Raw genomic sequence first — 19,746 nt, 5'->3', positions numbered from 1 at the left:
TCCGCCGCCGCTGTTCATTCCGATTCACCTGCCGGTTGAGCGCGTTCGCATGGCGGCCATTTCACGTGGTGGTTCTCGTAGATTCGACGGCCCATCGGATGATTTCGCAGACCCCTGAGATTTCTTCGGCGCCGATGACCGATCCGGTCGGGAGTGACAGGACCCGCTCGGCGAGCCCCTCGGTGTGCGGCAGCGGCAGCGGCGCGTGGATCCCGGGGTGGCTGCGGTAGGGCTCGTGCCGGTGGCAGCCGGGGTGGAAGTAGCGGCGGGAGCGGACGTTGTGGTGTTCCAGAATCTCGTGGACACGGTCCCGGTGGATGCCCGCGGCCGTCTCGTCGATCTCGATGACGACGTACTGGTGATTGGCGCGCTCCCCCGGTGCCTGCCGGCGGACGCTGACGCCCGGCAGTCCGTCGAGGCCCTGTTCGTACCTGCGGTGGTTGAGGGTGTTGTACGCGATGAGGGCGTCGATGTTCTCCAGTGAGGTGAGCCCCATGGCCGCGCTGGCCTCGCCCATCTTGGCGTTGGTGCCGTGGGACTGGACGAGGCCGTCCTCCCCGATGCCGAAGTTGCGCATGGCCCGTGCGCGGGCGGCGATCCCGGGGTCGTCGGTGACCAGTGCGCCGCCCTCGAAGCTGTTGATGAACTTGGTGGCGTGGAAGCTGAACACCTCGACGGAGCCGAATCCGCCGAGCGGCCTGCCGTGGTACGTGCTGCCTAGGCCGTGCGCGGCGTCGAACATCAGGGGCAGGCCGGCCGCGGTGGCGATGTCGGTCAGCTCGTCGACGGCGCAGGGCCGGCCGAAGACGTGCACGCCGAGGATGCCGCCGGTCGCCGGTCCGATCAGTTCCTTGACCAGCGCCGGGGACAGGTTGGCGGTCTCCTCGTCCACGTCGCAGAACACCGGGGTGACGCCGATCCAGCTGAGCGCGTGCGGGGTGGCGACCCAGGTGAAGGCGGGGACGATGACCTCCGTCCCCGGCTCGATGCCACAGGCCCGCGCGGCCAGTTGCAGGGCGATGGTGCCGTTGCACGTGGCAACGCAGTGAGCGGTGCCGGCCAGGGCCGCCACCGTCTCCTCAAGCTCCAGGACCAGCGGGCCGTTGCTGAGCCAGCGCCGGTCCAGGGCCGTATCGATTCTCTCCTGGAGGCGCTTGCGGTCGCCTATATTGGGGCGGCCGACATGCAGCGGCTCCGGGAATCGCGGTAGTTCGGACACGGGTCGAGCGTAAATAGGGGAACGCCGGACGGATAACCCCTAGGTCAAACGAACCCACCCCTACCGTGCCGAGTTCGCAGGGGGTCACTCCCCTACTATGCCGTCCTCGCCCCCTATTCCGGACCCCGAATAGCGGCTGGGACAACTGACCTGCACCATTCCTCTTTCAACGCCGATCGGCAATTACTACGCTGGCCGCGGTCAGCCACAATTTCCCAGAGTGCCACAAAGGGGTCCCCCATGGCCGATCCATTTTCCGCACCGCCGTCGCTGAAACCGCCCGACCAGCAGACCGCGGGCAGAATCGCCGCGCGGATCGCCGAGTCGACGCTGTCGGACGAGGGAGTGGTCACCAGCACGGAGGAGTTCCACCGGTGGTTCGCCGAGCGGCGGCGCCGGGACACGGCGCACGTGAGCAAGGTCCCGCTGAATGATCTGTCCGGCTGGCGGACCGAGCCGGACACCGGGAACCTCGTGCACGGCACGGGGCGGTTCTTCACGGTGGAGGGCGTGGAGACGCAGGTGGTGTCCGACGGGCTGCCGCAGACCTGGAGCCAGCCGATGATCCACCAGCCGGAGATCGGGATTCTCGGTTTCCTCACCCGGGAGTTCGGAGGTGTCCTGCACTTCCTGATGCAGGCGAAGAACGAGCCGGGCAACCACAACGGTGTGCAGCTGTCGCCGTCCGTGCAGGCCACCCGGAGCAACTACACGCGGGTGCACCGGGGCAACGCGGTGCCGTACGTGGAGCATTTCCAGCAGACCGAGCAGCATCGGGTACTGGCCGACGTGCTCCAGTCCGAGCAGGGTTCCTGGTTCTACCGCAAGCGAAACCGCAACGTGGTGGTGGAGCTGGAGGAGGACGTCGAGGTCGGGGAGAACTTCTGCTGGCTGACGCTGGGTCAGATCCATCGTCTGCTGGCCACCGACGACGTCATCAACATGGACTCCAGGACGGTGCTGGCCTGTCTGCCCTTCGTCGGCGCCAGCCTCGCGGCGGCGTTCCCGCTGGCCGACGATCTGCGTTCGGCGGTCACGCGGTCGTGCAGTGACGAGCAGGGCAGTCTGCATTCCACGGCGCGGATCCGCAGCTGGCTGACCGAGATGCGCGCCGAGACCGAGGTGCGCACCCGTCGGGTGCCGCTGCGCAAGGTGGCCGACTGGCAGCGTTCGGAGTTCGACATCGCGCATGAGGACGGCCGGTTCTTCCGGGTCGTAGGGGTCGATGTGCGGGTCGGGAGCCGGGAGGTGCGGCAGTGGTCGCAGCCGATGATCGAGCCGTGCGGTCCCGGGGTGATCGCCTTCCTGGTCACCCAGTTGGACGGGGTGCTGCACGTCCTCGTCAACGCACGGGTCCAGGGCGGGCTGGTGGACGGGATCGAGCTGGCGCCCACGGTGCAGTGCACGCCGTCGAACTATCTGCCGGGGCCGCGGCCGGCGCAGCTGCGGTTCCTGGAGACGGTGCTCGGCGCGGGCCGGGACCGGATCCGGTTCGACAGCCTGCAGTCGGAGGAGGGCGGCCGTTTCTATCACGCGCGCAACCGCTATCTGATCGTGGAGCTGGACGCCGACCACCGCGTCGAGGACGACTGTTTCCGCTGGGTCGCCCTGCATCAGCTCGCCGAGTTGTTGCGGCACAGCCATTACGTCAACATCGAGGCCCGCAGTCTGATCGCCTGTCTGTACAGCCTGATCGGCGCGACCGAGGAGGTGCGGTGAGATGACCGCCATGCCGTACGCCCAGTTGGGCAGGACCGCGCTGCGGGTCTCCCGGCTCAGCCTGGGCACGCTCAACCTGGGAGTGCGCACCACCAAGGACGAGGCGTTCGCCTTGATGGACGACGCCCTGGACCGGGGCATCAACGTCTTCGACACCGCCGACCAGTACGGCTGGCAGCTGCACAGGGGTTTCACCGAGGAGCTGATCGGCGAGTGGTTCGCCCAGGGTGGCGAGCGGCGCGAGCGGGTGGTGCTCGGCACCAAGGTGTTCAACCCGATGACCGACCGGGTCAACGACCGGGGTCTGTCCGCCCGTCACATCATCGCCGCCTGCGAGGACTCGTTGCGGCGGCTGCGTACCGACTGGATCGATCTGTACCAGATGCACCATGTGGACCGGACGGCCTCCTGGGAGGAGGTCTGGCAGGCCATGGAGGTGCTGGTGCAGCAGGGCAAGATCCGTTATGTGGGCTCGTCCAACTTCGCGGGCTGGCATCTGGCCGCGGCGCAGGAGGCGGCCCGGCGGCGACACTTCCTGGGTGTGGTGTCGGAGCAGTGTGTCTACAACCTGGTGACGCGCCATGTGGAGTTGGAGCTGATTCCTGCCGCGCAGGCGTACGGGATCGGGGTGCTGGTCTGGTCGCCGCTGCACGGCGGACTGCTGAGCGGCGCGCTGCGCAAACTGGAGGAGGGCAGCGCGGTCAAGACGGCGCAGGGGCGCGCCATGGTGGCGCTGGAGACCTGGCGGGAGGCGATCGGCCGCTACGAGAAGCTGTGCGAGCGGCAGGGCCTGGATCCGTCCGAGGTGGCGCTCGCCTGGCTGCTCGGCCGTCCCGGGGTGACCTCGGTGGTGGTCGGACCGCGCACCGCCGGGCAGTTGGACGGGGCGTGCCGGGCGCTGGCGCTCACGCTGGACGAGGAACTGCTGGGTGGTCTGGAGGAGTTGTTCCCGCCGGTCGGCAACGGCGGGCCCGCTCCGGAGGCATGGGCATGGTGAGCCGGGTGCTGGTCACCGGAGGGGCCGGGTTCATCGGCTCGCACTACGTGCGGACGCTGGTGGCCGGCGGCTACCCGGCTTGGGCGGGGGCCGCCGTCACGGTGCTCGACAAGCTCACCTACTCGGGGAACATGGACAATCTGGCGCCGGCCGAGGGCGGGTTCCGCTTCGTCCACGGCGACATCTGCGACACCGAGCTGCTCGCCGAGGTGGTGCCGGGTCACGACGTGGTGATCAACTTCGCCGCGGAGACGCATGTGGACCGTTCCATCACCGCGTCGGGCACGTTCGTACGGACCAATGTGATGGGCACGCACCGGCTGGCGCTGGCCTGCCTGGACGCGGGCGTCGCGCAGTTCGTCCAGGTGTCCACGGACGAGGTCTACGGCAGTATCGCGGAGGGCTCGTGGCGGGAGGATGCCCCCATCTCGCCCAACTCCCCCTACGCGGCGGCCAAGGCGGGCGGTGATCTGCTGGCCCTGGCCTGTGCGCGCACTCACGGTCTTGATGTACGGATCACTCGTTGCGGCAACAATTACGGCCCGTACCAGTTTCCCGAGAAGGTAATTCCGCTCTTCGTCACCAATCTTCTGGAGCGGCGCAAAGTGCCGTTGTACGGAGACGGAATGAACACCCGGGACTGGATCCATGTGGACGACCACTGCCGGGGCATCCAAGTGGTGGCGGAGCGTGGCGCGCCGGGCGAGGTCCATCACATCTCGGGGAATACGGAACTGACCAATATCTCGCTCACCGAGCGGCTGCTGCGGGCCCTGGGCCTGGGGCCGGAGATGATCGAGTGGGTTGCCGACCGCAAGGGCCACGACCGGCGTTACTCGCTGAACGACGGCAGGCTGCGGGACCTGGGCTTCCGTCCCACGACGGGTTTCGACGAAGGACTGGAGGCCACGATCCGCTGGTACGTGGACAATCCCGGCTGGTGGAAACCGCTGTTGGCGCATCCGCGGTAGCCGCCCGGCCGAAACCGGACCATCCCGGCCACCTCCTGCGGCACACCTGCCCCTCGCCCATCTCGACCGCTTCCTCGTCCCGTACGAGCGCCCGGCGCACCTGGATCTCATCCGCACCGCACCGAATTGACATGTACCGCTCCTTCAGAGCATCAGGAATTGCGTGATCCACCCATTCAGGAATGACATGCTCCGCACGGGCAGGGAATGACACCTTCCGCCCCTTCGGGAATGACAATTGTCCACGACGATCACGCGGCGCCCGAACGTGTTCCGGCCGGTCCGCCGCTAGATCGCCGGTCGGGCCCGGGAATTAACCCACGAGTAACGTGCGGAGATCCCCGGACGCCCCTGACCCCCGGGGGCGCGCTCCGGCGCGCGCGCAACTCCGGGCGGTGTCGCCCCACCGGTTTCCCAGCCACCCAACTAGGGCTTGGAGTAGAGGGAATTAGGGGCGTAGGGTCTGGGTACCGAGGACGCGCGGACGGGGCGTGCGGCTGACTGGTGAGGCAACCGTGCGATGTGGTTGTGCCTGACTCCGCTTGAGTCGTTGCCGACGCCGTAGCCGTTTCTGTCCTTTTGCAATCAGTCACAGAGTTCACTGGCACCACAGCGACGTCTTCACGTCGTAAGGAATTGACTCAGCAGACCGACCAGAATCGAGGCACTCCCGGGATCAACACTGAACGGGGGCAGGGGGACGCATGTTTCTGATCGAGCGTGCACGAGCGCTTTCACATCTACAGGATCTTCTTCAGGCTGCTCAGGACAACAGAGGCAGCATCGCAGTAATCACCGGACCGGTCGCCGTAGGAAAAACCGAACTGGCGCATTCCCTGGTTCAGATCGCGGAAAAAGAATTGGGAGTAGTGGTACTCAACGCCCAGGCGCTCACGGCCGAAGGTCCCGATCAGGCGGGAATCTTCGAGCAGCTCGCCAAAGGGCTCGAATCGACATACGGAGAGGCGGCGGACCCGGGTCCGCCCGACGTGAACGGATCGCCGACGGAGCGCAGTGACCGCCGGATCGCGGAGGACATCGTCCGCTTCTCCCGCAAGGCGCCGCTGCTGGTCGTGGTGGACGACCTGCATCACGGCGATCCCGAATCGCTGGCCGGTGTCCTCCATCTGGTCCGGCTCGCCCGGACCGCCCGGATCATGGTCGTGCTGGTGCTTCCGGACTGCTCGCGTCTGGACATCCCGCTCTTCCACGCCGAGTTGCTGCGCGAGCCGCACTGCACCCGGTTCTCGCTCTCGCCGCTGTCCTCCGCCGGAGTGCTCGAAGTGGTGGCCCGGAGCCTGGACCCCGGCACCGCGGAGCGCACCGCGGAGGACTACCACCGCTTCAGCGGCGGCAATCCCCTGGTGCTGCGCGCGCTCATCGAGGAGTCGCGTGGCACCGAGTCCGCAGCGTCGGAGGAGCATGGACGGGCGGACGAGGACAGGGTGCGGGCCGGGCAGATCTCGGCACTGGCCGTCCTGACCTCCCTGCACCGCAGCGGCCCGGAGGCGGTGGACGTGGCGCGGGGCATCGCGTTACTCGGCCCGGTGGCGTCGGTGGAGATGCTGGCGCTGCTCCTGGGCTCCAGCACCGACCTCGTCGCCTACCGGATCAGGACGCTGCGGGATGCCGGGATCCTGCACGAGATGCGGTTCCGCCACCCGGGAGCCGCCGAAATGGTCCTGGGAGACCCCGAGTTCGGCCAGCTGCAGGCCACCCACTACCGGGTGGCCGTGTTGTTGGAGGCCGAGGGGTTCAGCCCGTCGCGGGTGGCCCGGCACCTCGTGGCCGCCGGGACCATCACCGGGACATGGACCACCTCGGTGCTGCGGGAGTCGGCACAGGAGGCGATCGGCCAGAACGACTGGGCCTTCGCCGCCGTGTGCCTGGAGCTGGCCATGCGCGGACCGCTCGACGAGGAGGACAAGGGCCTGGTCATCACCGAACTGATCAGGGCCCAGTGGCGGCTGAACCCGGCCCGGGTCATCAAGTACCTGCCCCAGTGCTACGAGTTGCAGCGCAAGGGGATGATCCCGGACCGGGACCTCGTTTCCCTGACGGGGATCTTCCTGTGGCACGGCCGTGCCGAGGAGGCGGCGACCATGCTGGCCGACGCGGCCGGCCGGGCCACCGACCCGGCCGACCGTGCCGAGCTGCACTGCTTTCTGAGCTGGGCGACGATCAGCTATCCGGAGCTGCGGGCGCGGATGGCCGAGGCCGACGACTCGCTGTTCGACCGTCTTTCCGAGGCGGTCGACGCGGGCTCGCTGCGCCTGCAGGGGGCGTTGCACGCGGCGTTCGGCGCGCAGGGCCGCAGCGATGTCGGCACACTCACCGAGTCCGTGCTCAGTGAGCGGGTCACCCACAGCGAGGCGGTCGCGACCGTGCTCCAGGTGCTGGTCTACGCCGACGAGCTGGAACTGGCGGAGGAGTGGGACCGTCGGGTCATGGCGGACACGGCGGAGCCGGGGCCGAGCAGTTCGCGCGGCGTCCACCACGCGATCCGGGCGGAGATCATGCGCCGCCGAGGGGATCTCTCCGCGGCCGAATGGCACGCGGAGACGGCCCTGAAGCACATGGCGCCACGGGCCTGGGGAGTGGCCCTCGGGCTGCCACTGGCCGTGCTGGTGTCCGCCCACACGGCACGTGGCAACCTCGCCCAGGCGGACGAGTACCTGTCGTGGATCGTGCCCCAGGAGATGGCCCACACCCTCTACGGGGTGGCCCATCTGCACGCCCGGGGCCGCTACCGACTGGCCGCCGGTCAGCACTGGGCGGCCCAGCAGGACTTCCTGTCCTGCGGGGAGCTGGTGACGCGCTGGAACATGGACGTGGCCTCGTTCGTCCCGTGGCGGCTGGGTGCGGCGGAGGCCGCGCTCGCGCAGGGCGACCGGCCGGAGGCCAGGCGTCTGGTCGAGCAGCACCTGCGACAGCCGCACGGCAGCCTCCCGCAGAGCCGCGGCGCGGCCCTGCGGGTGTACGCGGGCGCCGTGGACGGCCATCGCAGGCTGACCGCGCTGACCGAGGCGGCCGAGCTTCTGTCCGAAGGGAGCAACTGGCACCAGCGGTTTCTGGTGCTGACCGACCTGAGCCTGGCCTACCAGGACCTCGGGGACTCCCAGCGGGCCCGGTCGACCGGCGAGCAGGCGTGGCACAGCGCGATCCGCTGCGGGGCGGAGCGCCTGGCGCGCACCCTGCTGCCCCACTCCAGCACCGCCGCCCGTCCTGAGCCGACCGAGCTGCCCGCCTGGTCGGTGATCGCCTCGGCGCAGCTCAGCGAGGCGGAACTGCGGGTGGCGGAACTGGCCGCGGCCGGGGACACCAACCGGGAGGTCTCCAGGAAGCTGTTCATCACCATCAGTACGGTCGAGCAGCATCTCACCCGGGTCTACCGCAAGTTGCGGCTCTCCGGGCGGGCGGATCTGCAGCGGTGCCTGGCCGGGGACAGCGCGGTGGGTTCGGTGGCCGGCCGCTCCGGCTGACCGACCGCCGCGTCCGTGGTTCCTCGGAGAGCGGAGGTTCCCTAGGGGGCAGACCGGCCGATTAGGGGTGGAAGCGGATGGGTGGCGTACGTAGCCTGCGTGCGTCACCCACCCGCATTCCGCGGGTCGGTGTGCGTCGCCCACTCGCATGCCGCGGGTCGGTCCGCTTCCGAGGAACAGAGGTGATCCCACATGGCTGCGACCACCGGCACCCGAGGCAGGGTGCGGTTCGGGGAGTGGCAGACCTGGTACCGGGTGACCGGCGACCTGGGCTCCGGCCGACCGCCGCTCGTCGTCGCGCACGGGGGGCCGGGGAGCACACACGACTACCTGCTGGGGCTGGCCGCTCTCGCCGAGGAGGGCCGGCCGGTCGTCCACTACGACCAGCTGGGCAACGGCGGCTCCTCCCATCTGCCCGACCGCGGCGCGGACTTCTGGACGGTGTCGCTGTTCCTCGACGAACTGGACAACCTGCTGTCGGCCCTGGGCATCGCGGACGACTACGCGCTGCTCGGCCACTCCTGGGGCGGAATGCTGGCCGCCCGGCACGCGGCGGGCCGGCCGCCGGGGCTGCGCGGGCTGGTCATCGCGAGCTCCCCGGCGTCCTATCCGCTGTGGCTGCGGGAAATGAAGGTGCTGCGCGACCGGTTGCCACCCGGGGTCAATGACACCCTGCTGCACCACGAGGCCGCGGACACCACCGAAAGCCACGCATACCTCAAGGCGATGCGCTGTTTCTACGACCGGCACGTCTGCCGGCTGAAGCCCTGGCCGCGGGAATTCATGGCGTCGTTCTACGAGATCTACAACGACCCGACCGTCTACTTCACAATGAACGGGCCGACGGAGTTCCACGTCATCGGGACTCTGCGGGACTGGTCGGTCGTGGAGTGCTGTCCGGACATCGCCGTTCCCACACTTCTGACCTCGGGCCGGCACGACGAGGCGACGCCGGTCACGATGCAGCCGTTCGCGGACCTCATTCCCGACGTTCGCTGGGAGATCTTCGAGGAATCCAGTCATGTACCGCACATCGAGGAGCCCGAGCGGTTCCGGACGGTATTGTCCGAATTCCTGAACGGGCTCCCCGTCTGATGCGCGGATCAGACCGCGGGCGCGCTCAGATCACGCAGCACCGCCCAGAGCGTCGCCGGCGTCGCGAACGTCTCCAGGTTCAGCGCGTCGTCGGCCAGCCTGAGACCGTAGGCGTTCTCCAGCGCGCTGAGCAATTCCACCGTGCCCAATGAGTCCAGGCCGAGATCGCGCAGTGTCGCGTCCTCGTCCAGGATCTCCTCGGGACCGAGAAACGGCAGATACCTGCGCACGATTTCCTCGAACCGCTCATCCCACATGGTGACTCCGTAGAATCGCGAAATCCTCAAAATCCAACGAGTACATCAGATCGGGAACGCGCAGGTCCGGGCAACCCTTAACGCCCCCAGAGGGAAATTGGGCGGCATAGGGGTGGCTAGGGGTCTTTCGGCGGGCCACCGCCTCCTTAGTGTGCGGTTTCGGAAATGCTCTCGACAGAACTCTCCGGAAACGGGGATGTCGGCGCGAACGGGAGGGAGCACATGAAGGAACTCGCGGTTTCGGACGTCGCCACGCGAAAGGCGGCGGCCGGCGGCGGGCTGGTCCACGAGCTGCTGGAACAGGCCGTGTCGACGGCGGCGGACGCCCCTGCGGTGCGCGACTCCGGCGGGATGTGGACCTATCAGCGGCTGAGCGAGCTGAGCCGGGCGTTCGGAGCCTGGCTGGACGCCCGGGGTGTGGGCCACGGCGACCGGCTCGTGGTCCAGGCGCCCAGCCGCCGGGAACTGGTCGCGATGTTCTACGGCGCCGTCTCCCGCGGTGCCGTCCTCGTCCCGCTCAATCCGGGGATGAAGGCCTTCCACCTGGAGTCCGTGCTGGCCAACGCCGATCCCGCCATGGTGATCGGAGCCGGGCCGAACACCGGGCGGCTGCGGGAACTCGCGACGGTCCCGGTGCATGATCAGGCCGACTTGTGGCCGGAGGTGGAGGCGCTGGCGGACGGCGTCCTGTCGGCACCGGCCGCCGAGGTCCGGCCGCAGGACATCGCCGTCCTCGTGTACACCTCGGGCAGCACCGCCGCGCCCAAGGCCGTGGTCTGCCCGCACGCCCAGATGACCTTCGCCTCGCAGGCCATCGACGCGGTCCTCGCGTACCGGCCGGACGACGTGGTGTTCTGCCGGTTCCCGATCTCGTGGGACTACGGGCTCTACAAGGTGCTGCTGACGTGCATCGGCCGCAGCGAACTGGTGCTGGCCGACGAGGAGTCCGATCTGTCCCTGCTGCGGCGGATGCGGGAGACACGCGCCACGGTGGTGCCGATCGTCCCCTCGCTGGCACAGATGATCGTCTCGCTGGCCCGGCGCGGTCCGGTCGGACTGCCGCCGGTGCGGATGTTCACCAACACCGGGGCGGCCCTGCCGACCACGACGATCCGGGCGTTGCGCGAGCTGTTCCCCGGGGTCCGGGTGGTCCGCCAGTTCGGCCAGACGGAGTGCAAGCGCGTATCGATCATGCCTCCCGAGGAGGACGGGGAACGGCCGGGCTCGGTAGGGCTGCCGCTGCCCGGCACGCGGGTACTGATCCTGGACGCCGACGGGCGGCCGCTGCCGGCCGGGGAGACCGGCGAGATCGTGGCCACCGGCCCGCATGTGATGCCCGGCTACTGGCGGGTGCCCGAGCAGACGGCCCGCGCGTTCCGCGGCGACCCGGTGACCGGCCGGCCGCGGCTGCACACCGGCGACTACGGGCGGCTGGACGGCGACGGCTACCTGTACTTCGAGGGCCGGCGTGACGACATGTTCAAGCGCAAGGGCATCCGGATGAGCACCGTGGAGATCGAGGCCGCGGCCCTGGACGTGCCGGGCGTGCGGGCGGCCGCCGCACTTCCTCCCTCCGACGGCACCGATCTGGCGATCGTGGTGGAGGGCGAGCCCGGGGTCAAACCGCACCTGGTCCTGCGGGAGTTGGCCGCCCGCCTGGAGCCGGCGAAGGTGCCTGCGGTGTGCCGGGTGGTCGCCGAGCTTCCCCTGACGGCCCACGGCAAGAACGCCCGCCGGGAACTGGCGGCGCTGCTCGGGGAGACCGGCCGGTGAACCGCCACGCGGAGCTCGCCGAACGCTTCGGAACCCCGCTGTACGTCTACGACCTCGACGAGGTGGAGGCCGCCAGGGCGGAACTGTTCGATGCCCTGCCGGAGGGCAGCGGCGTGTACTACGCGCTCAAGGCCAACCCGCACCCCGACATCGCCCGTGCGCTGCGCGAGAGCGGAGGCGGACGCGGCGCCCCGGGCGGCGGGGCTGCCTGCCGGGCGGAGATCTCCTCCGGCGGAGAGCTGGCCGCGGCCCTGGAGGCGGGCTTCGACCCGGCCGACTGCCTGTACACCGGGCCGGGCAAGACCACCGCCGAGCTGGAACACGCGCTGGCCGCCGGAGTGCGGATGTTCTCCACCGACTCGGTCACCGATGTCCGGCGGGTGGGCGCCGCCGCCGCGCGGCACGGCCTGGTCGCCGACTGCCTGCTGCGGGTCAACGGCGCTCTGGCCGGCGCCACCACCGGCATCCGGATGACCGGCCGGCCCTCACAATTCGGCTTCGACGTCGAGCAGTTGCCCGAGGCGGTGCCCGAACTGCGCCGCGCCGAGGGCGTACGGCTGGCCGGGCTGCACTTCTTCCCGCTGAGCAACGCCGAGGACGAGGCCGGTCTCATCGGCGAGTTCGAGCACACGCTCGTCCAGGCCGCCACGATCGAGCGGGAGTTGGACCTGCCCCTGGCCGTACTGGACCTGGGCGGCGGGTTCGCCGCGCCCTACGGGGTGCCGGGCACCCGGAGCAGCTACCCGAAGCTGCGGTCCGAGCTCCAGTCCGTCCTGGACACCCATCTTCCGAACTGGCGCGGCGGCACACCGGCCATCGCCTTCGAGTCGGGGCGCTACCTGGTGGCGTGCGCGGGCACTCTGCTGCTGGGCGTCACCAACGTCAAGAAGGGCCGCGACCGCACCTTCGTCGTCCTGGACGGCGGCATCAACGCCTTCGGCGGCATGTCCGGCCTGGGACGCCTGCTGCCGGCCGCCGTGGGGCTCGACGACGCCGCAGCCCCGGCCGTCACGACCGCCAGCCTGGTGGGGCCGCTGTGCACGCCGGGCGATGTGCTGGGCCGGGATGTGGACGTGCCTCTGCTGCGGCCGGGCGACCTGGTCGCCGTGCCCAACGCCGGTGCCTACGGCGTCAGCGCGAGCCTGCTGGCGTTTCTGGGCAGGCCCGCACCCACCGAGGTGGTGGTGCGCGGCCGCGAGATCGTCTCGGTGTCGCGGCTGGAGTACCGGCGCTCCCCGCTGCCGACGGAGCCGAGGGCCCAGACGGAGCCGAGGGCGCAGACGGAGCCGATGTGGTGAACGAGCCGGCGAGGTTGCCCGCCCCACGCGGCACGGTGATCATCAGCAGCGTCGCCTCCGACGCGCACACCTGGAACCTGGTGCTGCTCCAGCTGTTGCTGGAGGAGATGGGCTACCACGTGGTCAACCTGGGCCCGTGCGTTCCCGACGCGCTGCTGGTCGAGGAGTGTGTCCGGCGCCGGCCCACCATGGTGGTCATCAGCAGCATCAACGGCCACGGCTACGCCGACGGGCTGCGCCTGGCGCCCCGGCTGCGGGCCCGGCCGGAACTGGCCGCCACGCCCGTCGTCATCGGCGGCAAGCTCGGCGTGGTCGAGGACGCCGCCGAGCGCGACCGGCAGTCCGCGGCCCTGCTGGAGGCCGGGTTCGACGCCGTGTTCGCCGACGCGCATGCCACCGACCTGTGCCGCTACCTCCGCTCCGGGGATCCCGCCGGGCAGTCCGTCGAACCGTCCGCCGGGCAAGCCGTCGGGCCTTCGGTCGGGCCTTCCACCGGGCCGACGGTGCCGCGGACGGTGGCCGGGGCACCGGGCCGGCCGTGAACGGCCGGCAGCGTGCCCCCGCGCTCCGCGGCGTCGATTTCGGGGAGTTCGTCAGGCAGCGGGCCGCGGCCGGCACGCTGGTCGTCCAGCCCCGGATGGGCTTCGACCACCCGGGGAAGATGCGGGCCGGGCTGTCCGCCACCAAGTCCGCCGCCGCGGCGACCGTGGGCACCGTGACTCTGGACAGCTACACCCGGCTGCGGGACGACGCGGCGCTCGCCGACGCCATGGCCAGGGGCCGCCCGCTGAACGGCTACCCGATCGTGGCCCACGATCCGGCGGTCACCGCGGCGATGCTGGCGGGGCTGTACGGCCCTGACTTCCCGGTCCAGGTCCGGCACGGCTCGGCGGTGCCGCAGGACATCTTCGAGGCCCTGGTCGCGCTGCGCCTGAACGCCACCGAGGGCGGTCCGGTCTCGTACTGCCTGCCCTACGGGCGCACCCCGCTGGCCGAGTCGGTGCGCAACTGGACCCATTGCGTGCGGCGGTTCGCGGAACTGCGGGAGGAGGGCGCCGAGCCGCATCTGGAGACGTTCGGCGGCTGTCTGATGGGCCAACTGTGCCCACCCGGCCTGCTGGTGGCGGTCTCCGTACTCGAAGCGCTGTTCTTCCAGCAGCACGGGGTACGCAGTGTCTCGCTGAGCTATGCCCAGCAGACCCACGCCGGGCAGGACCGGGAGGCGGTGGCCGCGCTGCGGCGGCTGTGCGGCGAGCTGCTCCCTGCCGGGAGCTGGCACGTGGTGGTCTACGCCTACATGGGCCTGTACCCGGTCACCGTCCACGGCGCCTACCGGCTGCTGGGGGCGGCGGCCGAACTGGCGGTGCGCTCAGGGGCGGAGCGGCTGATCGTCAAGACGGTCGCGGAGTCGCGGCAGATCCCGCCGATCGAGGAGAACGTGGCGGCACTGGAGTTCGCCGCCGCCACGGCGGCCCGCACCGGCCGCGACGACCGGTCCGACGCCGAGGACAGCGAGACCTACCAGGAGGCGGCGGCACTGGTCCACGCGGTGCTCGGCCTGGGCCCGGACCTCGGTGGCGCATTGGTCCGGGCGTTCGAGCGCGGCTACCTGGACGTCCCCTACTGCGTGCACCCCGACAACCGGGGGCGCACCCGCAGCCACCTCGACGGCGACGGCCGGCTGCGCTGGGCCGACCCGGGAGCACTGCCGCTGGCACGGCACGGCCGGACCGGCACGGCCCGCAGGGTCACTTCGGCCGAACTCCACGCCGATCTGCACTATGTGCGGCGGGCCTTCGACGGCGCCGACGAGGAGCGGGGGGCCCTCACGGGCGGCTCGGCCCCCGTACCGGCTCAGGACGGTCTCGCCGGCGGCTCCCCGGAGATCCCCCGGGCAGAGGGTTCCTGACGGTGTGTCGGTGATAATCGGAGTATGTGGCTGTGGGTCCTGGGCGAGTTGAGGGTGCTGCGCGAAGACCTGAGCCCGGTCGAGATCCGTGGTCCCCGGGCGCGCTCGCTGCTCGTCCTGCTGGCGCTGCACGCCGACCGGCCGGTCACGGTCGACACCCTGATCAACGGCCTGTACGGCAGCCGTCCTCCGGGAGACGCGCTCAACGCGCTGCACTCTCAGGTCTCCCGGCTGCGCGGCGAGTTGCGCAAGGCGGACCGCCGCGAACTGGTCGAGTCGCACGCCGCCGGGTACCGGCTGGCGGCCGACCCGCAGGACATCGACGCGCACCGCTTCGAGCGGCTGAGCGCGCACGGCAGGCGGGAGCTGGCCGCGGGTGACCACGGCCGGGCCGCCGAGCTGCTGCGCGAGGCACTGGCCCTGTGGTCCGGGCCGGCGCTCGCCGGACTGGGCGGTGCGCCGTTCGCCCGCGCGCAGGCGGTGCGCCTGGACGAACTGCGGCTGGGGGCCCTGGAGGACCGGGCCGAGGCGGATCTCGCTCTGGGCAGGCATCGTGAACTGGTCCCCGAGTTACGGCAGTTGGTCGCTGACCATCCGCTGCGCGAGCGCCCGCACGGGCAGTTGATGCGTGCGCTCCACGGCTGCGGCCGGCGCGCCGACGCGCTGGCGGTCTTCCAGGATCTGCGCCGCACACTGGCCGAGGAAGTGGGCAACGACCCGTCCGACGAACTCTGCGCGATACAGCTGGCGGTGCTGCGCGGCGACGCCCCGCCGACCCCGGCGGCTCCGCCGGTCCCGGTCTCGGTCCCACCGGTCCCGGTCTCGGTCCCCGCCGGTGGCACCCGCACCCCGCTGCCCGCGCAGCTGACCAGTTTCGTCGGGCGCCGTGACGAACTGGAGCGGGTGGGCCGACTGCTGGGGCCGCTGGAGCGCGGTGGGGGCGCCCGGCTGGTCACCGTGGTCGGTCCCGGGGGCGCGGGCAAGACCAGGCTGGCGATCGAGGCCGCGGGCCGGGAGGCGGGCGCCACCGCGTTCGTCGACCTGGGCAGCACCCGGGACAGCCCCGGGATGCCGCAACTGGTGCTGAACGCGCTGGGCATGCGGGACGGCGTGCTTGCCCCCGGCGGGCGTCAGGGGCAGCCGCCGGACGCCACCGAGCGGCTCACCACCGCGTTGTCCGGCACATCGGTGCTGCTGGTGCTGGACAACTGCGAGCACGTGATCGAGGAGGCCGCGGCGCTGGTGCACCGGCTGCTGGGCTCCTGCCCCCGGGTGCGGGTGCTCGCCACCAGCAGGGAGGCGCTGGGCATCACCGGCGAGATGCTGTGTCCGCTGCCGCCGCTCGCCCCGCCGCCGGAGGGGGTCACCGCGCGGCGGGCGACGGAGTATCCGGCGGTCCGTCTGTTCGCCGACCGGACGGCCGCGGTCCGCCCCGGCTTCCGGGTGGACGAGGAGAACGTGGCCGCCGTGGTGCGGATCTGCCGCGCCCTGGACGGTCTGCCACTGGCGATCGAGCTGGCGGCGGCCCGGGTTCGCGCACTGCCGGTGGACGCCGTGGCCTCCCGTCTCGACGACCGGTTCAGGCTGCTGAGCCGGGGCAGCCGCACGGCCTCGCCACGCCATCAGACGCTGCGCGCGGTGGTGGGCTGGAGCTGGGACCTGCTGGAGGGGGACGAACAGCGGCTGGCCATGCGGCTGACGGTGTTCGCGGGCGCCTTCACCCTGGAGGCGGCGGGCAGCGTGTGCGGGCTGCCGGACGCCGAGGCGGTGGAGCTGCTCGCCGGGCTGGCCGACAAGTCGCTGATCGAGGGCAACGGCGGGCGCTACCGGATGCTCAGCACCGTACGGGCGTTCTGCGCGGAGCGGCTGGCCGAGGCGGGCGAGGAGGAGCGGCTGCTGCGCCGGCACGCGGAGTACTTCGCCGAGCTGGCGCGGACCGCCGAGCCCCGTCTGCGCGGCGCGGGACAGCTGACGTGGCTGTCCCGGCTGGCCGAGGAGCACGCCGATCTCCAGGCCGCGCTGCGCTGGGCGGTGCGTGGCGATCAGGAGCTGGCGCTGGGCATGATCGCCGCGCTGTCGTCGTACTGGTGGCTGCGCGGGCTGCGCACGGACGGCGCCTCGGCCTCCGTCGAACTGCTGCGGGAGACCGGCGCGGGACCGCCCGCCGGGCTGGAGGAGGAGTACGTGCTGTGCGTGCTGAACGCGGCGGCCAAAGGCGAGTCGGGCGAGGCACTCCAGGCACATCTGGCGCGGGCCGAGACGGTGATGGCCGAGCCGTTCTGGCCACCGCGGTACCCCTTTCTGACCGTGCTGTGGGTGATGGGCACGGGGCTGCCGCGGCCGCTGGAGGTGTCCGGGCTCCTGGAGCGCTCCGATCCCTGGTCGGGGGCGCTGGTCCGGCTGGGCCAGGGGCACATGGCGCTCTTCGGCGGCGAAGTGGCGGAGGCGGAGCGGCAGTTCGAGCGGTCGCTGGGCGAGTTCCGGTCCCAGGGGGATCGCTGGGGAACGGTGCTCTGCCTGGCGGAGCTGGCCATGCTGGCGGGCTGGCGGGGCCGCCCGGAGCGCTCGCAGGCGCTGTACGACGAGGCGCTGGAGCTGGCCGGGCAGTTGGGCGCGGTGGAGGACATCGCGGACCTGCTGTGCCGCAAGGGCGACGGGCTGGTGGCCGTGGGCGAGTTCGGCCGGGCGCGGGAGGCGTACGAGCGGGCGGCCGGGACCGCGCGGGAGAACGGGGCGCCGCAGCGTCCCGCGGCCGTCGAGTGGGGCCTGGGCGAGATCGCCCGGCTGGGCGGCGATCCGCGGGAGGCCCGGCTGCGGTACGAGGCGGCGCTGGGCGCCTGTGCCACGGGCTGGTTCGCGGTCGAGGAGCTGCGGGCCCGGGTGTTCGTGGCGCTGGGCCGGATCGCCGAGGCCGAAGAGGATCCCGCGCGGGCCGCCGAGTGGCACCGGCGGGCGCTGGACGTGACGATCGGCCACAACCTGGCCGGTGCCGCGGAGGCCGTGGAGGCGCTGGCCGGCGCCACGCTGCTGACCGGGGACGTGGTGCGTGCGGCGGTGCAGCTCGGTCTCGGGGCCCGCCTGCGGGGGATCTCCCGGGCACACGACCCGGACGTGGCGCGTATCGCCCGGCAGGCGGCCGACCGGCTGGGCCCCGACGCCTACCGAGCCGCCTACACCCGGGGCCGGACGATGGACCGGCAGGCGGCCCTGGCCTTCCTCGACCACGCCCCCGGGTGACCGCGGGGGCTCCCGTAGGCGTGGGGCGACGGAGAGCGCGGGCAAACGGGTGCCGCCCCTTCCCGGACGGGGGTGGGAACTGGCGGCACCGGCTGGCCAGTTGGCCCGGTCAGCGGTTCATTTTCCTGGCACGGTCATGGCCGGCGAACCGTCGGAGCCGTCCGCGCCGTCCGGCTCGGTCACGGTGGCCGGACCGCCCGAGCCGTCCGGTTCGGCCGAGTCGTCCGAGGCGGTCAGGTCGCCGTCGGACGGCTCCGCGATCACCTTGGGCACGTTGCGCAGCGCCACCAGGGCGAACACCGCGACGCAGGCGATCACTCCGGCGGCGACCAGTGCGGTGGCGTGGAAGGCATCGATGAACGACTGCCGTGCCGCTGCCAGGACTTGGTCCGCCACCTCGGGCGGCAGCGAGGCGGAGGTCAGAACCGCCGTACTGATCGACTCCTCGACGGCCGGCACGGCGTCCGCCGGCACTCCGGGCGGCAGGTCAAGTCCGCGGGCGTAGGCGGCGTTCAGCACGCTGCCGAGCACGGCGATGCCGAGCGCGCCGCCGACCTCCATGGACGTCTCCGAGATGGCGGCGCCGGATCCGGCCCGTTCCTTGGGCACGGTCGCGAGGACGGTGTCGCCGGTGACCGTGAACGCCATGCCGAAGCCCAGCCCGGCCGGCACCATGGCCAGTACGAACAGCGGGTAGTTCAGCGTCAGACCGGCCATCGTGTAGCAGCTGATGCCGGCCGCGGCCAGCCCCATCCCCAGGAAGACCACGCGGGCCCGTCCGATGGCGGTGATGAGGGGCGCCGCGAGCACCCCGCCGAGTGTCGCCCCGGCGGCGCCCGGCAGACCGGCAAGGCCTGCCTTCAGCGGAGACCAGCCCAGCACCGACTGGAAGTACTGCGCGAAGATCAGCGACTGGGCGACCATCGCGAACATGGCGAACATGTTGGTGCTGATCGCCCCGGAGAAGGCGATCCGGCGGAAGAGCCGCACATCGATCAGCGGATGACTGAGCCTGGTCTGCCGCTTCACGAAGACCGTCAGGGCGACCACGCCGACCAGCGCCGCCACGCCCACGCCGACCTGGGCCACCCCGTCCTTCGCGGCCTCCTTGACCGCGTACACCACTGCGATGACACCGCCCACCGACAGCACCACGCTCAGCGGGTCGAGCCGGCCCGGTGAGGGGTCGCGCGACTCGGGCAGGATCAGGAAGCCGGCCACGGCGATCGCCAGCAGGATCGGCAGGTTGATCAGGAAGACCGAACCCCACCAGAAGGAGTCGAGCAGCAGCCCGCCGACGATGGGGCCGACCACGAACCCGGACGCCGACACACCGCTCCACACGCCGATCGCCGCGGTGCGCTGCTTGGGATCGGTGAAGACGTTGCGGATGATCGACAGCGTGGAGGGCATGATGGCCGCGCCGGCCACGCCGAGCAGGGTGCGCGCCACGATCAGCAGTTCGGCGCTCGGTGCGTACGCCGACAGCACCGAGGCGACCGCGAACGCGCCGGTGCCGAGCAGCAGCAGCCGCTTGCGGCCGATACGGTCGCCGATCGAGCCCATGGTGATCAGCAGACCGGCCACGACGAAGCCGTAGATGTCGGCGATCCACAGGATCTGGGTGCCCGAGGGCCCCAGATCGGTGACCAGGGCGGGCACGGCCAGATGCAGCACGGTGAGGTCGACGGTCAGCAGGAGGACCGCCAGGCAGGCGATGGCCAGTGTGGCCGCCTTCTGGAAGCTCCCGACGGCGGGTGAGGATTCCATGGGACTGAGTCTCCCTAGT

The 19,746-nt window shown here is 71.1% G+C and carries 13 protein-coding genes; 10 read left to right on the top strand and 3 right to left on the bottom strand.

Annotated elements, in window-relative coordinates:
* Positions 1-61: 61 nt before the first annotated feature.
* Positions 62-1,219, bottom strand: coding sequence for a DegT/DnrJ/EryC1/StrS family aminotransferase (locus ACFWXQ_RS44855; RefSeq protein WP_383946124.1), 1,158 nt, complete (start codon positions 1,217-1,219; stop codon positions 62-64).
* A gap of 240 nt (positions 1,220-1,459) precedes the next feature.
* Between ACFWXQ_RS44855 and ACFWXQ_RS44850 the strand changes: the two genes are divergently transcribed.
* From ACFWXQ_RS44850 to ACFWXQ_RS44830, 5 genes are all read left to right on the top strand, one after another.
* Positions 1,460-2,938, top strand: a complete 1,479-nt coding sequence (locus ACFWXQ_RS44850; protein ID WP_383946121.1) for an NDP-hexose 2,3-dehydratase family protein — start codon at positions 1,460-1,462, stop codon at positions 2,936-2,938.
* 10 nt (positions 2,939-2,948) lie between these two features.
* Positions 2,949-3,935 carry an aldo/keto reductase gene (locus tag ACFWXQ_RS44845; RefSeq protein ID WP_383946133.1) on the top strand — a complete coding sequence of 329 codons (987 nt, stop codon included), beginning with the start codon at positions 2,949-2,951 and terminating at the stop codon, positions 3,933-3,935.
* Complete coding sequence (gene rfbB, locus ACFWXQ_RS44840; RefSeq protein WP_383946130.1) at positions 3,929-4,906, top strand: dTDP-glucose 4,6-dehydratase; 978 nt, start codon at positions 3,929-3,931, stop codon at positions 4,904-4,906. The genes ACFWXQ_RS44845 and rfbB overlap by 7 nt, the downstream gene beginning before the upstream one ends.
* Before the next feature lie 704 nt (positions 4,907-5,610).
* The gene (locus tag ACFWXQ_RS44835; RefSeq protein ID WP_386270345.1) at positions 5,611-8,388 is read left to right on the top strand and encodes an AAA family ATPase; all 2,778 of its coding nucleotides are present in this window, start codon (positions 5,611-5,613) and stop codon (positions 8,386-8,388) included.
* Between the two features lie 192 nt (positions 8,389-8,580).
* Positions 8,581-9,483, top strand: coding sequence for a proline iminopeptidase-family hydrolase (locus ACFWXQ_RS44830; RefSeq protein WP_384091064.1), 903 nt, complete (start codon positions 8,581-8,583; stop codon positions 9,481-9,483).
* Positions 9,484-9,491: 8 nt separating this feature from the next.
* Here ACFWXQ_RS44830 and ACFWXQ_RS44825 read toward each other — a convergent pair whose 3' ends face one another.
* Complete coding sequence (locus ACFWXQ_RS44825; protein WP_383956749.1) at positions 9,492-9,740, bottom strand: acyl carrier protein; 249 nt, start codon at positions 9,738-9,740, stop codon at positions 9,492-9,494.
* A gap of 222 nt (positions 9,741-9,962) precedes the next feature.
* Here ACFWXQ_RS44825 and ACFWXQ_RS44820 point away from each other — a divergent pair, with 222 nt between their 5' ends.
* The 5 genes from ACFWXQ_RS44820 to ACFWXQ_RS44800 are packed head-to-tail and all read left to right on the top strand — an operon-like array spanning position 9,963 to position 17,957.
* Positions 9,963-11,513, top strand: coding sequence for an AMP-binding protein (locus ACFWXQ_RS44820; protein WP_383956758.1), 1,551 nt, complete (start codon positions 9,963-9,965; stop codon positions 11,511-11,513).
* Entirely contained in the window at positions 11,510-12,811 is a 1,302-nt protein-coding gene (locus tag ACFWXQ_RS44815) for a type III PLP-dependent enzyme (protein WP_383956752.1), read from the top strand. The genes ACFWXQ_RS44820 and ACFWXQ_RS44815 overlap by 4 nt, the downstream gene beginning before the upstream one ends.
* Positions 12,805-13,353 (top strand): cobalamin B12-binding domain-containing protein, encoded by a 549-nt coding sequence (locus ACFWXQ_RS44810; RefSeq protein WP_386270343.1) that lies wholly within the window; start codon positions 12,805-12,807, stop codon positions 13,351-13,353. The genes ACFWXQ_RS44815 and ACFWXQ_RS44810 overlap by 7 nt, the downstream gene beginning before the upstream one ends.
* A complete protein-coding gene (locus ACFWXQ_RS44805; RefSeq protein ID WP_383950614.1) occupies positions 13,350-14,720 on the top strand; it encodes a methylaspartate mutase in 1,371 nt (456 codons plus the stop codon). Before ACFWXQ_RS44810 ends, ACFWXQ_RS44805 begins: the two co-directional genes overlap by 4 nt.
* A 24-nt stretch (positions 14,721-14,744) precedes the next feature.
* Positions 14,745-17,957: a BTAD domain-containing putative transcriptional regulator gene (locus ACFWXQ_RS44800; RefSeq protein ID WP_383950609.1), complete on the top strand. Its 3,213-nt coding sequence runs from the start codon at positions 14,745-14,747 to the stop codon at positions 17,955-17,957.
* A 117-nt stretch (positions 17,958-18,074) separates the two neighbouring features.
* On the opposite strand, the gene ACFWXQ_RS44795 is transcribed toward ACFWXQ_RS44800, so the two are convergent.
* On the bottom strand, positions 18,075-19,727 hold the full coding sequence (locus ACFWXQ_RS44795; RefSeq protein ID WP_383950606.1) for an MFS transporter: 1,653 nt from the start codon (positions 19,725-19,727) through the stop codon (positions 18,075-18,077).
* Between the last annotated feature and the right edge of the window lie 19 nt (positions 19,728-19,746).

Source organism: Streptomyces sp. NPDC058697 (assembly GCF_042715345.1).
Classification (GTDB): Bacteria; Actinomycetota; Actinomycetes; order Streptomycetales; family Streptomycetaceae; genus Streptomyces; species Streptomyces liliifuscus.
The sequence above is the reverse complement of the archived record's forward strand: the minus strand, read 5'-3'. Positions and strand labels throughout refer to the sequence as shown.